Raw genomic sequence first — 12,583 nt, 5'->3', positions numbered from 1 at the left:
CGGTCAGCCGGCCGCATGCATCGGGGGCTCTACATTCTCATCGGGATTGGGTAACGGCACCTCATCGGGCAATTCGTGCGGCTCCGGCTCACCGATCGGCTTGGGCTTCCAGTTGGGAGCAGGCATGGGCACGTCGCGGTTGGGGTCGGGTTCTCTCGGATCGGGCATCAAATCTGTCTCTCTTTGGGCGGACTCTCTTTCGCCGGACGGGCGGCTTGGCTTTGGCCCGCGGCATACATGCAAAGCCCATCCCGAGCGCTCGGGACGGGCTCTGTGCCACGCGGGTTGGCTAGCGATTCTTGTGGCTCTGCTCGCCGGCTTTCACATGCTGTTCATGGGTTCCGCCGCGCATGCCGGAGCTGTCGCCTTGCTGGCGCTGGTTGCCACCGGCCGCCTGCTGCTGACGGTTCTTGTCGTCCATGTTCTTGTGGCTTTGCTGGCCCGCTTTCACATGTTGCTCATGGCTACCACCTTGATTGGGCATTCTTCTTCTCCTTTGAGTTGTCGAGGCGAACGGCCGCCTCGGGGGTCAAAGAACCTGGCGGCCCGGATGTTCCCTCACGTAATATTTCGTGAATCGTGCCGCCGAAGCGTACCCGTCAATCCCGTAGTGCCACGCCGGTTGGAGGGCAGCCAGGCTTCAACAGGGAATCATACCGGCGCAGGAATTTGCGCAGCGGCAGCTCGAACCGAATGTACATCCGCCAACCAAAAAGAACTGATGTGGCTGTGCCGATCACGATGATGAGGTCGGGAGGAATCGGAAAAGCGGTCCACACCATCAGAAGCAGCGTTATCGGCAGAGTGTGGATCAGATAAAGCATATAGGAGGCATCGCCGAGAACCGTCCATGCGCTCGGCTGTGCGTCGATCTGCATCGTGCCGAAGACGATCATCGCAGCCGGGAGACCGTAGACCAGCACGCGCTGGAAGCCGTTGTCGCCGGCAAGGAACTCCATCGTTCCCCCTTGCGGCGCCATCCCAATGAACCCGACAGCTATCATCGCCCCGGCGCCTATCGGCAGGCACCACACCGCCAATTTCCACTTAGGTGCATAGGCGAGAGCGACGCCAAAGCCGAATTCGATGATCAGCGGGTTGCCAAGAAACTGCAGCACCGGACCCGCCGAGCGAAATATCATTGCGAGGCCGAAGATGCCGATGAGACCCAATAGCAGGCGCCTGTCGACGAGAATGACGGTTGCGGCGGCGTAGAACAGCATTTCGAAGCACAGTGTCCAGGCCGCGGGCAGTGCTGGTGCGGTCATTTGATCCGTAGCGGGCCAAAGCAAGAGTGTCGCCACCGCGTCCCGCCAGCCGAAGCCGGTTTTGTAGGCGACGATCGCATAGGGGATGCTGACCAGCAGGTAGAGCGGAACAATGCGCCGGAATCGTCTCCAGGCGAAAGATCGCCAAGTCAGGCCAGGCGCGGTCTTGGCAATAATCACCCCTGATATGACAAAAAAGATGTCTACCCCGGCGAAGCCGACCACTTGAAAATCGTGAGGTAATAGCCCGTTGGATCCGGTCACCTTGACGGCAGTCTGCGCCGCGTGGACATATACCACCATCAGCGCGGCAACGAAGCGAAGTACTTGCAAGGACCAGATCAACAGGGCGAGTCCTGATTATTGGCCGCCAGAGTTTGGTATGGCTCCGCCAAGGAGCCGCGGCAAGAGCATGGGGACGCGCCTGACGTAATCGTCGTACTCTGGGAAGGTTTTCTGAAGGATAGACTCTTCATTTTTCGCGCGTCTATACTGCAAAAGAAACTGAAACGCACCCAGTGTCACCATCAGCATTGAAAAATGCGAAAGGGTCATCCCGAGAACGAATACCCCCTCACAGATGTAAAGCGGATGCCGGACAATCGAATACGGGCCAGTGGTAACCAGGCGACGAGCTGTCGCCATGAGAGAGAAGGAACGGCCCAGCCAATAAAGACAGAAAATCGAACTGGTCGTACCGATGAGGACCAAGCAGAGAGCGGTCACCTGCGCCGCCTCATTTTGCAATGCCGGCGTCAGGCTCAATGCGAGCAGGATCATAAATGTTCCAGCCACCGAGATTACTCTCGGTTCAATTCCCTGCGCGGTTCCCTTTGGCGGAAGGCGGGCGATTGTCATCACAAGCTGCAACAACAGAAACAGGGTCGACGCCAGTTGAGTAACGATTGCGAGCGAAATTACTGAGGCATCCTGACGAAAATAGAGGAACAGAGGTATCGCGCCGGACGTCGCCAAAACCGTCATGGCAAAGATGATGGCAATTCGGCCAAGAAAATCCTCGTTCAACATTTTCATCCCTTCCCCAGCAGTCATTGAAACATCACTTCTGCGCCTCAACAAACAAGGTGTTTGCAAAGAGTTAAGCGCTAAGCCGCCTCAACCTCTGATTAATCTGTCCGGCCTATTGTGGCCAAATGCCAAACCTTCTTTCCGTGCTTCGTTTCCTGGCGCCGATCTCAATTCTGGTTTCTGCCATTGCGATGATCGCGCTCAACCCTCACAGCGCAACGTTTGCGTTTTGGCTGGCGCTGCCCGTGAATGCGGCTGGACGGCCCGCGCTTCGCACGGCAGAGCGGGCTGCCGCCGCTCAGTTAAGCTGATTCAGGATTCCGGAGCTGCTCGCCAACACCACACTTTCGTAGATCACGAGGGCTGTCGTGCAGATCGCCGCGACCGAGATTGGCACGCCGAACGGCACAACGCCTTTGCGGTCGAGATGCTGGACATAGACGCGGAAGGCGCCCGCGGGCAGCAGGAATGGATTTTTCATGCCCGCTGCGGTGATGAGGGCGAAAACCAGTAGCAGCATGGAAAAAACGACGAGGTCTGCGCCGCCGGTCAGAAAAGGGACGACCGCCATCAGCTTGACGTCGCCGGCGCCGATCTTGCGCAAGACCCAGAACGGGAACAAGGCAAGAAACAGAACGAGGCCGGCAGCCGCGCTCAGGCCCATGTCCCACCATGATCCGGATCGGAGCGCCAGCAACAACAGCGATCCCACTCCCAGGCAGAGCAGTAGCAGCACATCGCGATTGGCAATCCTCTGCGTCGTGAAGTCGAGCCACGCAATCCTGGCGAGCAGCGGGATGGCGAGGGCCTTCAACAGCAGCGCTTCGACGAGCAGCATGCTAGCGCTCGATGTTCTGCACGCTCGACGACAGCAGCTTCAGATTGTTGGCTACTGTCGGATCGTTTGGTGCCAGCTCATAAGCCTTGAGAAAATTCGTGCGGGCGTCCTGCAGTTTGCCACGCAGCAGATCGGAATAGCCGACATTGTTGTAGTACTCGGGCGACGGCCCCATCAGCTTGAACGCGCGGCCATAGGCGCGATCGGCGAGGTCGAAGCGGTGGATCCGGTCGCACGAAGCGGCCAATCCCATCCAGGCGCCGCCGTCATTGGGCGCCAGTTGTGTCGCCTTGAAGAACAGCGCGCCGGCATTGCCATAATTTTCCGCGCGGAACTGGTTCTTGGCTTCGGCCACGGCCTGGTCCGAGGCGTAGTATTCGACGTTGCTGACCGTCTTCAATCCATCGAACGCATCGCCGAAGGACGTTACATCGCCTTTCGAGGGTTCATTGGTGCGCACGACACCGCCGGTGGCGTCGGCGCCGTTTGTCTGGCAGCCGGCAAGGGCCGCCATCAACAGACTGGCAGCGACGACGGTTGCGAGGCGCATTGACCCTGTCATTTTTATCCCCCGAGAGTCCTGCAACTCTGTTTTAGAATCAAAGCATATACCCATTTAGAAGAAAACGCCCCTCATGCGGATGATCACCGGCAACATGATGACCATCATGACGACAGGGAAGATGCATAAGCCCAACGGAATCATCATCTTGACAGGCAGCGCATTGGCCTTCTCCTCCGCGCTCAGGATTCTTTGTCCGCGCATCTCGTCGCTATAGACGCGCAGCGCATCCGTCAGGCTGGTGCCGAGCTCTTCCGACTGCCGGAACAGCACGGCGAGCGAGCGCGCCTCTTCCAGCCCGATGCGGTCGGCGAGTTCGCGCAGCGCCTCCCGCAACGGTTTGCCGGCGCGCATTTGCAGGTTCATGATCGCAAGCTGGATGCCCAGCCATTTGTGGGTGCCGGCCAGTTCGGCGCCGACACGCTCGACTGCCGCTTCCAGGCTCATCCCGGCGTCGGCACAGGTGATCATCATGTCCATGAAATCGGGAAACCCGCGACGATAGATCTTTTTTTGGGTGTTCTCGAAGCGATCGAGCAGGATAGCTGGAATCACGATGCAGGCTAATCCAAACAACGCGGAACCGGCAAAGGCCATGAAAGCGGGGAGTTGGGGCGGGAGTATTCGTACAAGGAGCGTATAGGCAGCCAAAAAGCCGATACAGACCGCGCCCAGTCGCGACAAGGTGTAGATGAGCGGAGCACTGGGTTGATAGAACCCGGCGCGAAAGAGCTTCGCCTCGAGCGCATTCGGCTCATTGCGTTCCTTCTCCATCGATCGAAAGTAGGCAGCAACCGGACGTTGCGCCGAGATTTTGAGCAACTGTTCCTGACCCGCGAGCGAGCGGTGGTCGACGATGCCTTCCGACGTCAGGCTCTGGGCAACTAGCTTGCGTGTCTGCAACGCCGGCAAGAAGACAAGCGCGCCGAACAGGAACAGCGACACAGCCGCCACGAACACCGCGGTGGAGACCAGGAAACTCAGTCCCTGAATATTCGATAGCAGGTTTATGGCTCGCTCCTGTCAGAAATCGAAATTGACCATGCGATACATGATGAAGTCACCCAGCAGCGCCCATATTCCGAAGATCAGGAAGACCGGCATGACCAGGGGGTCGTGCCATATCTGGCCGTAATATGCCGGAGCGGCGAGCTGGAGAATCAGGAACATTACGAGCGGAAAGAGCGAGATGATCCACGCGGACACCCGGCCCTCCGACGAAAGCGCCCTGATCTTCATCCTGAGTTTCTGACGTTCGCGCAGAACCGACGAAAGATTGGCCAGGATCTCGGTCAGATTGCCACCCGTCTTCGATTGGATCGACAGCGACACCGACAGCAAATGGAGGCCTTCGAAACCCACGCGCTGGGAAAGCTTCCGCACCGCCTGTTCGATACTCAGTCCGAAGGTGATTTCGTCGGAGACGATGCCGAATTCGGTGCCGAGCGGATCGGGCATTTCGCGCGCGACCAGACCTATGGCCACCGTTGCCGGGTGCCCCGCCCGCAGTGAACGCACGATCATGTCGAGTGCGTTCGGGAGCTGTTTCGCGAATTTCTGGATCCGTTTCCTGCGCGCACGCCGCAGAACGAGAAGTGGCAAGGCAAATCCGGTCACCAGAAAAATCAAGATGCAGGGCAATATGGAATAACGGAGAAGGAATGAGAACAGCAGCGCGATTGCAAGACCTGAGAGCAGGAAAATCGCGGCGAAAGTCAGCGGGTTTCCGGTAACGCCGGATTGGGTATAGAGCCTGTTCAGACCGACCATGCCGAAAAGAAAGTCACCCGTATCTGTCAGGCCACGCTCGCGCAGCAATCCCTGCAAGGCCTTTTCGGCCGGAACCTCATCCGACAATCGCTTCAGCCGCCGATTGATCAGGCCGGCACGGGATCGGCGATCGGCGAAGGAAAGATACAGCGCCTCGCCGGCGAGAATGACGCTCGCGGCCGCGAGCGTGTAAATGAAGTAGAGCAAGGTCTGGCCGGTGGGCATCAGAGCGCCACCTGGGGATTGAAGGCGTCCTTGGCGAAATGGTGCCCGAGTGTCGCCGCTTCCGGGGCAAAACGTGGGCGGACGCCGGTGGCGCGAAATTCCCCGACGATCTGACCGTCAGCCGTCACCTCGCGACGTACGAAGGTGTAGATCTCCTGCATCTGGACGACGTTGCCTTCCATACCGGTAATCTCCGATATCGAGGTCACGCGACGGCCGCCGTCGGAGAGGCGCTGTGTCTGCACGATGACGTCGATGGCGGAAGCAATCTGCGCCCTGATGGACTCATGCGTCATCGGCATTCCTGCCATGCCGACCATCTGCTCAAGGCGCGATATCGCGTCGCGCGGCGTGTTAGCATGGATGGTAGTCATCGAGCCTTCGTGGCCGGTGTTCATGGCCTGCAGCATGTCGAAGGCTTCCTCGCCGCGAACCTCGCCGACGATGATACGGTCGGGACGCATGCGGAGCGCATTCTTGACCAGTTCGCGCTGGCGAACCTCGCCTTTTCCTTCGACACTGGGTGGACGTGTCTCCAGCCGGCCGACATGCGGCTGCTGCAATTGCAGTTCCGCCGCGTCCTCGATGGTGATCAGGCGCTCCCTGGACGGGATGTAGCTCGACAGCGCATTGAGCAAGGTCGTCTTGCCGCTGCCCGTCCCTCCCGAAACGAGGATCGACTTGCGCGCCTGCACGGCGATCCGCAGCAGGTCGACCATCGGCGGTCGGATCGAATTGAGCGCCATCAGGCGTTCGAGTGAATAGGGATTCTTGGAGAATTTCCGGATCGACACCAGCGGGCCGTCGACCGAGATCGGCCGCACCGCGATGTTGACGCGGGAGCCATCTTCCAGCCGGGCGTCGACCATCGGCGCCGATTCATCGACGCGCCGGCCAATGGCCGACACGATCTTGTTGATGACCCGCAGCAGATGCGCCTCGTCACGAAACCGGATTGCCGTCTCTTCAACCAGGCCACGCCGCTCGATGAAGACCCGTTTGTGGGTGTTGATCAGGATATCGGTGATCGTGTCATCCTTGAGCAACGGTTCGATCGGGCCGAGTCCCAGCATCTCGTCGGCGGTCTCGCTGGTAATTTGGTCGAGCTCGCGTGCGTTCAGCGGCACGCTGTGGGTGCGCACGAACTCGCGCACGATCGGACGGATCTCGTTCAGTATCTCGTCCTTGGACGCCGTTTCGAGCGCGGACAGATTGAACCGGTCAATCAAATGGCGATGCAGTTCGACTTTCAGCGTCAGGAAGTCCTCGCCTTGCGGCGCCAGATCCACAATCGCCGGAATTGGCGTTGCAGCGGGAAGTACGCTCGTGATCGACTGGTCGAGCGGCTTTGGCTGTTCAGCCGGCCCTTTGATGAAGCGGCCTAACATGTCGCGCAACTCCGAAATTCACTTGATAGGAAATCACTCCTCGACCCGGAAGTGCGCGAACCGAGGTCCGGCGGATCGTGTCGAAACATAACTGCTTGGTTAGCGGCGGTCATGACAGAGGCACCTGTTGTCGGCCGGGCGAGCGTCGGGCGACGTCCGAGTTTGACTGCAGGGGCGGCCGGACTTGGGCAATCCAGCGGACAAATTGAATTGCAACGGCCGCGACTGCTAATCCCGCCAGCACGTCGACGAGATAGTGCCCGCCCTCGGGAAATGTGGCGAGGATCAGCATCGCGTTCAGAGCGTAGACGGGAAGCGAGATATAGCGGATGCCACGCATTGAATAGGCGAAGATCGCAGCCAGGGTGGAGTGGAAAGAAGGAAACGATACAAGACCTTCGGGATGTTCCAGCAGGAATGGTTTCAGTGTCCGCAGGGCATGAAGCTGCTCAAGGTACCGCACCGAGGCGCCGGGACCAAAGGAACTCAGAATATCCGGCGACGGATGGTAAAACTCAAAGGCCCCTGCCGCCGGCACTGCCATCGTGACCAGGCACATCAAACAACCGGCCACCCCGTAATGCGCGACAAATTCCTCTAGCCGGTGAGATCGAGCGCTCAACGCGAGGATGGCCGGCAGCAGCAACAACTGAATGCTCAAACTGTTGTAGGCGATCGAAAGCACATAATCGATTGATGGGTAGCCGTTGAGCAGCCTCACATAGGCGACCCAGTTGAAGCCCAAGCTTGCGTCGCCCGCAGCCAGATAGCTGTCCAGAAGTGGACGGCTTGTCGCGGTAGCCAAATAGGTAATGAGCAGAAGCACCAGGGAAAACAGGGTTATGGCGGTCAAGGCCATGGCCAGCGCCTGTATCCTGCCAGCGAACTCACTTACCATGTCGCGATAGCGAAAAGGCGTTTTGCGAAGTTGAAGGCGCATCGTTCCAAGGAGCAGCCACAGCAAGGCCATGGGCATCGTCATCGCCACATCGAACCAGATAGATTTATTGAGATACACGGTCGAGAACGGCACCCAGATCAGATTTGTCACCACTACTCCGGCCAACAAGGCTGAAACAAAGGCAACAAGCCGACTTTTCCCAAATTTCGCCATTTCGCATCGGGCCCATCCATGCAGTCGGCGGATAAATGATGTGGCCGCCATCGGATCGATGGCCGAGTCGCCGGCCGAAAGCGACGGGTACGGAAATGCCCGCCCTTCGCTTTCCACCAATCCAAGCATCGGCCGTCCCATCACGCCTCGTTAGCCTTCTCTAAATTTGGAATGCATAAACTAACGGTTAACCACATGCGGGACAAGCGCCCTCGGGTTCGAGGAGAACCAATACTTGCAAGATAGTTAAGATGTGCGCGGAAAAAATATCGTTTTTATTTTTGGTCCCCGCACCGCCAAACATGAGTGGGACAACAAGCTTTGACGCATCCTTCGCCCCTCGGGTGCTCCGACATCGGCATCCATTCCATATCTGGCTATAACCCCTTAGATATAAAGGGGTATGCCTTACCGCTAAAGTAGCTACTGCTTTATTAGGTTGCATGCATAATTATGAACGAATGGTTAAGGACGCTTGAAAAATTAGACGAATCAAGCTCTTGCTGAATTTTAAAACCGCGTCCAACTCCCGAGTTCATGTATTGGGAAGTTAAGGAACCGTTAATCCCGTTTGACTCCGCAATTTCTCGGGACCTAGGATCGAGATGACGGGGGATGCTTGGGTATGGAGTTCATCCTTGGCTCTGTCTCGTCGGGTTCAAACCTCCAAAGGGGAGAAATTGACATGAATAAACTCATGACGATGACCCGGCAGTTCCGCGACGACGAAAACGGCGCTGCCATGGTCGAATACTCAATTCTGATCGGCATCATTGCCGCGGCATCCATCGTTGCGGTTATCGCGATCGGCGGATGGGTCGGCAGCCAGTTCACCGGCCTTTGCGCCAAGCTGAGCGGCAAGGGTCTCGACGCTGCTGGCACCGGCACTGGCGCTTGCAACCCGGCTGGTTGATCAGAAACGCCCTGGATCCGAATCGGCCAGGGAAGGAGGATATGATATGAAGCGTTTTATCAACATAGCCAGGCAGTTCCAAGACGATGAAAACGGCGCTGCCATGGTCGAATACTCAATCCTGATCGGTATCATTGCCGCGGCATCCATCGTTGCGGTCATTGCCATCGGCGGATGGGTCGGCAGCCAATTCACCGGCCTTTGCGCGAAGCTGAACACAAAGGGTGTATCAACCACTGGCGCCGGCACTGGCACCTGCTGACGCTGTAGTCAGCTCTTTGGGCCGGAATCGGCCAAGGAAGGAGGGATAGGCATGAAGCGGTTTATCGACGTAGCCAGGCAGTTCCATGCCGACGAAAACGGCGCTGCCATGGTGGAATACTCGATCCTGATCGGCATCATTGCCGCGGCATCGATCGTTGCGATCATTGCCATCGGCGGATGGGTCGGCAGTCAGTTCACCGGCCTTTGCGCGAACCTGAACACCAAGGGTGTATCCAGCACCGGCGGTGCCGGTGGCACTTGTTAAAAACTTTCTGGGCCGGAATCGCTCGATTTCGGCCCAGGATTCTAGGCTTTGAAGGGGTTGAAATTCGCCCGGCGGGCGATGGTGGGGTGGAAAGATGCGTGTCAATACGCTTATCATGATTGTCCTCGCCGGCGTGTTCGGCGTGCTGGCGGTGGTGCTCGCCAATATCTGGCTGGCCAGCCAGCGCAATGCCATGGCGCGGACGGATGACGTCCCGCGCGATACGGTCGTGGTGGCGGCCGTACCTTTGAAATTCGGTGACACGCTGACATCAGACAAGTTGCGCGAAATCGCCTGGCCCGCGGGCGCGGTTCCGACCGGCGCTTTCAAGACAACGAAAGAAATGCTGGCTGGCGAAGGCATAAAGCAGGCGCTGCAGGCGATCGGCACCAATGAGCCCGTTCTCGCCACCAAGATCACCGGCCCCGGCCAGCGCGCCACGCTCTCGGCGGTGCTTGGCGAAGGCATGAAAGCCGTTTCCATCAGGGTCAACGATGTGCTTGGGGTGGCTGGATTCGTCTTCCCTGGCGACCGCGTCGACGTACTGCTGACGCGCACGACGCGCGGCGACGACGGGGCCGACAAGAGTTTTGTCGACGTGCTGCTGCAAAGCATGAAGGTGCTCGCAGTCGATCAGGTTGCCGATGTGAGCAAGGATAGCCCGACCGTCGTCAAATCGGTGACGCTGGAAGCCAGCACGAAAGATGCACAGAAGCTGACCCTGGCAGCCGGCGCCGGGCAGTTGTCGTTGGCGCTGCGCCAGGCCGCCGCCAGCAAGGGCGAGACGACCGAGCGCGTGACGCTTTCGGACCTGACCGGCGAAACGCCAGAAGACGTCGCCAAGCGACAGGCCGAACTCGACAGGAAAGCAGCCGCGGACGCGCTGGCGGAAGCCGAGCGCAAGCGCGCCGATGACAAGATTACCGGGCTCGCCCAAGCCGTGGAACGCGTTGGCAACAGGCTTGACGAGTTGGGCAAGGTCAAACCCGCTCCGGCCGTGGCATCTGCGCCGGAAGTGCGCGAGGTCGTCAAGGAAGTGGTCAAATATGTGCAGCCGGAACCGCCGAAGAACGTAACCGTGGGCGTATTTCGTGGCGTGAAGCTCGAGACATATGACGTGCCGCGACAACCGTGATAAGCTGCAGCTAATGAAAATGGGCTGCCACAGCAGCGATTGGGGAGACGGGTATGCAGGGGGTTTGGGTAAGGATGGCGGCGGCCGCGTTGTCGTGTCTGGCGGCGCTGTTGCTGTCGAGCCTGGCGGCTGAAGCAGCCGACCGCTTCATCGACGTGTCGAACCCCAGCGTCCATCGTGTTTTCCTGCCGATGTCGCAATCGGTGACAATCCAGGTGAATGCCAATCTCGGCGACATCGTCGTCGGTGACGAGAAGATCGCGGACGCGCAGCCGATGACCGACCGCACGCTCTATGTCATCGGCAAGGGCGCCGGCACCACCACGGTCAACCTGTTCTCGCCCGACAAACGATCGCTCGGTGTCATCCAGATCGAGGTCGGCGTCGACGTCAGCGACATGGCGGCGGCGATCCGCCAGGTTTCGCCAAGGTCGCGCATCGAGATCGGCTCGGTCAACGGCAGGGTGCGGCTTGGCGGCCACGTCAAGGACGGCGCCACGCTGGCGGCCATCATGGAAGTGGCGCAGCAATACGGGCCCGACGCCATCATCAATGCCGTCACCGTCGACGACAGCCAGCAGGTCAATCTCGAAGTGCGCGTGCTCGAAGCGAAGCGCAATGCGGGACGGGATCTCGGCGTCTCGTTCAGAAGCAGGGACAGCAATGCAACTCATTTTGGAACGGGCATCGCAGCCACCACTCCACCCGGAGCAGACCCAGGGACTCTCGTGACCGGCCTGCTGTCGAACACCAATCCCTTCGCGTCGTTAATTACCCAGATAATCGACGCCAATATCAAGGTCGACCTTATCATCGAGGCGCTCGAGGCCAAGGGGGCGGTGCGCACGCTTGCCGAGCCGAACCTCACCACGCTTTCCGGCGAACCCGCCAGTTTCAACGCCGGCGGCCAAGTCCCTGTTCGCAGCGTTACCAAAGATGGCGAGGTGCAGGTCGAGTACAAGCAATTCGGCGTCAATCTTCTGTTCACGCCGATCGTGCTCGCCGATGACAAGATCCACATCCAGCTGGCGCCGGAGGTCAGCGACCTGACCGGCTTTACCACCGCCGGCGACCCGATCTTCACCAACCGCAAATTGTCGACCGTCGTCGAACTGCGCGACGGCCAGAGCTTCGCGGTCGGTGGACTGCTGTCCAGCAAGACCACCAAGCTTCAGAACCAGGTGCCATGGCTCGGCCAGGTGCCTGTCATCGGCACGCTGTTTCGCAATTCGAGCAGCCAGAAGGAAGAGACCGAACTCGTCGTCGTCGTCACGCCGCACATCGTGCGGCCGGTGAAGCCCGGCGAACAGCTGGCGACGCCTTTCGACAAGACACGGCCGGCGAACGACCCGGAGTTCTTCCTGCTCGGCCAGCTCGAAGTGAACAAGGACATGATCCGCAAATACGAAACAGGCGACGGCGTCACCGGCCCCTATGGCCACATGCTGGACTTCAAATCGAAGGACAAGATGCTCTATGTCAAGAAATAGCGCCTTGATCCTCATCCTGTGTGCCGGTCTGCTTTCAGGCTGCGCCGCGGATTATCTGAACCACTACGACACGGTGACCTTGGCCGCCGGCGACACGCAGAAATACAATTCGATGCTGCAGACCGTCGACCCGCTCAATCCGGCCTCAAGGAACACGCATATCGAAGGCGACGGCACGCGCGCCGCTCTTGTCGCGCATGCCTACAAATTTCCGCCGCCACCGCCGCCGCCGCCGGCCATCACGGTCAATGTCGGCGGGTCGGGTGTGACGACGCCGTGAACTGAACGGAAGGATGCGGAGGGCGCCGGGCGTGCGAGGGGC

Annotated in this window: 16 protein-coding genes; 6 read left to right on the top strand and 10 right to left on the bottom strand. The window is 59.2% G+C overall.

Annotated features, from left to right (window positions below; all coding sequences use genetic code 11):
* Positions 1-3 precede the first annotated feature (3 nt).
* The 10 genes from LB543_RS15675 to LB543_RS15630 all read right to left on the bottom strand — a co-directional run bounded on the left by LB543_RS15675 (position 4) and on the right by LB543_RS15630 (position 8,323).
* Positions 4-168: a hypothetical protein gene (locus LB543_RS15675; protein WP_224614684.1), complete on the bottom strand. Its 165-nt coding sequence runs from the start codon at positions 166-168 to the stop codon at positions 4-6.
* Between the two features lie 121 nt (positions 169-289).
* The gene (locus LB543_RS15670) at positions 290-484 is read right to left on the bottom strand and encodes a hypothetical protein (protein WP_140765714.1); all 195 of its coding nucleotides are present in this window, start codon (positions 482-484) and stop codon (positions 290-292) included.
* A gap of 115 nt (positions 485-599) precedes the next feature.
* Positions 600-1,613 carry an acyltransferase family protein gene (locus LB543_RS15665; protein ID WP_224614683.1) on the bottom strand — a complete coding sequence of 338 codons (1,014 nt, stop codon included), beginning with the start codon at positions 1,611-1,613 and terminating at the stop codon, positions 600-602.
* A 15-nt stretch (positions 1,614-1,628) separates the two neighbouring features.
* The gene (locus LB543_RS15660) at positions 1,629-2,321 is read right to left on the bottom strand and encodes a methyltransferase family protein (protein WP_224614682.1); all 693 of its coding nucleotides are present in this window, start codon (positions 2,319-2,321) and stop codon (positions 1,629-1,631) included.
* A 274-nt stretch (positions 2,322-2,595) separates the two neighbouring features.
* Positions 2,596-3,135 (bottom strand): prepilin peptidase, encoded by a 540-nt coding sequence (locus tag LB543_RS15655; RefSeq protein WP_224614681.1) that lies wholly within the window; start codon positions 3,133-3,135, stop codon positions 2,596-2,598.
* Between the two features lies 1 nt (position 3,136).
* The gene (locus LB543_RS15650) at positions 3,137-3,697 is read right to left on the bottom strand and encodes a tetratricopeptide repeat protein (protein WP_224614680.1); all 561 of its coding nucleotides are present in this window, start codon (positions 3,695-3,697) and stop codon (positions 3,137-3,139) included.
* Positions 3,698-3,751: 54 nt separating this feature from the next.
* Entirely contained in the window at positions 3,752-4,702 is a 951-nt protein-coding gene (locus LB543_RS15645; RefSeq protein WP_224614767.1) for a type II secretion system F family protein, read from the bottom strand.
* A gap of 18 nt (positions 4,703-4,720) precedes the next feature.
* Positions 4,721-5,692 carry a type II secretion system F family protein gene (locus LB543_RS15640; protein WP_224614679.1) on the bottom strand — a complete coding sequence of 324 codons (972 nt, stop codon included), beginning with the start codon at positions 5,690-5,692 and terminating at the stop codon, positions 4,721-4,723.
* The gene (locus LB543_RS15635; protein ID WP_224614678.1) at positions 5,692-7,080 is read right to left on the bottom strand and encodes a CpaF family protein; all 1,389 of its coding nucleotides are present in this window, start codon (positions 7,078-7,080) and stop codon (positions 5,692-5,694) included. The genes LB543_RS15640 and LB543_RS15635 overlap by 1 nt, the downstream gene beginning before the upstream one ends.
* Before the next feature lie 109 nt (positions 7,081-7,189).
* Positions 7,190-8,323: a phosphatase PAP2 family protein gene (locus LB543_RS15630; protein WP_224614677.1), complete on the bottom strand. Its 1,134-nt coding sequence runs from the start codon at positions 8,321-8,323 to the stop codon at positions 7,190-7,192.
* Positions 8,324-8,819: 496 nt separating this feature from the next.
* On the opposite strand from LB543_RS15630, the gene LB543_RS15625 reads away from it, so the two are divergent.
* From LB543_RS15625 to LB543_RS15600, 6 genes are all read left to right on the top strand, one after another.
* A complete protein-coding gene (locus LB543_RS15625; protein ID WP_224614676.1) occupies positions 8,820-9,107 on the top strand; it encodes a Flp family type IVb pilin in 288 nt (95 codons plus the stop codon).
* Between the two features lie 46 nt (positions 9,108-9,153).
* Positions 9,154-9,369, top strand: a complete 216-nt coding sequence (locus LB543_RS15620) for a Flp family type IVb pilin (protein ID WP_224614675.1) — start codon at positions 9,154-9,156, stop codon at positions 9,367-9,369.
* A gap of 51 nt (positions 9,370-9,420) precedes the next feature.
* Positions 9,421-9,636: a Flp family type IVb pilin gene (locus LB543_RS15615; protein ID WP_224614674.1), complete on the top strand. Its 216-nt coding sequence runs from the start codon at positions 9,421-9,423 to the stop codon at positions 9,634-9,636.
* A 94-nt stretch (positions 9,637-9,730) separates the two neighbouring features.
* The gene (cpaB, locus tag LB543_RS15610; protein WP_224614673.1) at positions 9,731-10,771 is read left to right on the top strand and encodes a Flp pilus assembly protein CpaB; all 1,041 of its coding nucleotides are present in this window, start codon (positions 9,731-9,733) and stop codon (positions 10,769-10,771) included.
* A gap of 53 nt (positions 10,772-10,824) precedes the next feature.
* Entirely contained in the window at positions 10,825-12,261 is a 1,437-nt protein-coding gene (locus LB543_RS15605; RefSeq protein ID WP_224614672.1) for a type II and III secretion system protein family protein, read from the top strand.
* A complete protein-coding gene (locus LB543_RS15600) occupies positions 12,248-12,541 on the top strand; it encodes a hypothetical protein (RefSeq protein ID WP_224614671.1) in 294 nt (97 codons plus the stop codon). Before LB543_RS15605 ends, LB543_RS15600 begins: the two co-directional genes overlap by 14 nt.
* Positions 12,542-12,583: the final 42 nt, after the last annotated feature.

This window comes from Mesorhizobium sp. ESP7-2 (genome assembly GCF_020164715.1).
Classification (GTDB): domain Bacteria; phylum Pseudomonadota; class Alphaproteobacteria; order Rhizobiales; family Rhizobiaceae; genus Mesorhizobium.
This window is presented reverse-complemented; position numbering and strand designations above follow the sequence as displayed.

Coding starts and splice junctions, on each gene's coding strand:
- LB543_RS15675 (WP_224614684.1), bottom strand. CDS start 168: ATGCCCGATCCGAGAGAACCCGACCCCAACCGCGACGTGCCCATGCCT.
- LB543_RS15670 (WP_140765714.1), bottom strand. CDS start 484: ATGCCCAATCAAGGTGGTAGCCATGAGCAACATGTGAAAGCGGGCCAG.
- LB543_RS15660 (WP_224614682.1), bottom strand. CDS start 2,321: ATGACTGCTGGGGAAGGGATGAAAATGTTGAACGAGGATTTTCTTGGC.
- LB543_RS15655 (WP_224614681.1), bottom strand. CDS start 3,135: ATGCTGCTCGTCGAAGCGCTGCTGTTGAAGGCCCTCGCCATCCCGCTG.
- LB543_RS15650 (WP_224614680.1), bottom strand. CDS start 3,697: ATGACAGGGTCAATGCGCCTCGCAACCGTCGTCGCTGCCAGTCTGTTG.
- LB543_RS15640 (WP_224614679.1), bottom strand. CDS start 5,692: ATGCCCACCGGCCAGACCTTGCTCTACTTCATTTACACGCTCGCGGCC.
- LB543_RS15635 (WP_224614678.1), bottom strand. CDS start 7,080: ATGTTAGGCCGCTTCATCAAAGGGCCGGCTGAACAGCCAAAGCCGCTC.
- LB543_RS15630 (WP_224614677.1), bottom strand. CDS start 8,323: ATGCTTGGATTGGTGGAAAGCGAAGGGCGGGCATTTCCGTACCCGTCG.
- LB543_RS15625 (WP_224614676.1), top strand. CDS start 8,820: ATGGAGTTCATCCTTGGCTCTGTCTCGTCGGGTTCAAACCTCCAAAGG.
- LB543_RS15620 (WP_224614675.1), top strand. CDS start 9,154: ATGAAGCGTTTTATCAACATAGCCAGGCAGTTCCAAGACGATGAAAAC.
- LB543_RS15615 (WP_224614674.1), top strand. CDS start 9,421: ATGAAGCGGTTTATCGACGTAGCCAGGCAGTTCCATGCCGACGAAAAC.
- cpaB (WP_224614673.1), top strand. CDS start 9,731: ATGCGTGTCAATACGCTTATCATGATTGTCCTCGCCGGCGTGTTCGGC.
- LB543_RS15605 (WP_224614672.1), top strand. CDS start 10,825: ATGCAGGGGGTTTGGGTAAGGATGGCGGCGGCCGCGTTGTCGTGTCTG.
- LB543_RS15600 (WP_224614671.1), top strand. CDS start 12,248: ATGTCAAGAAATAGCGCCTTGATCCTCATCCTGTGTGCCGGTCTGCTT.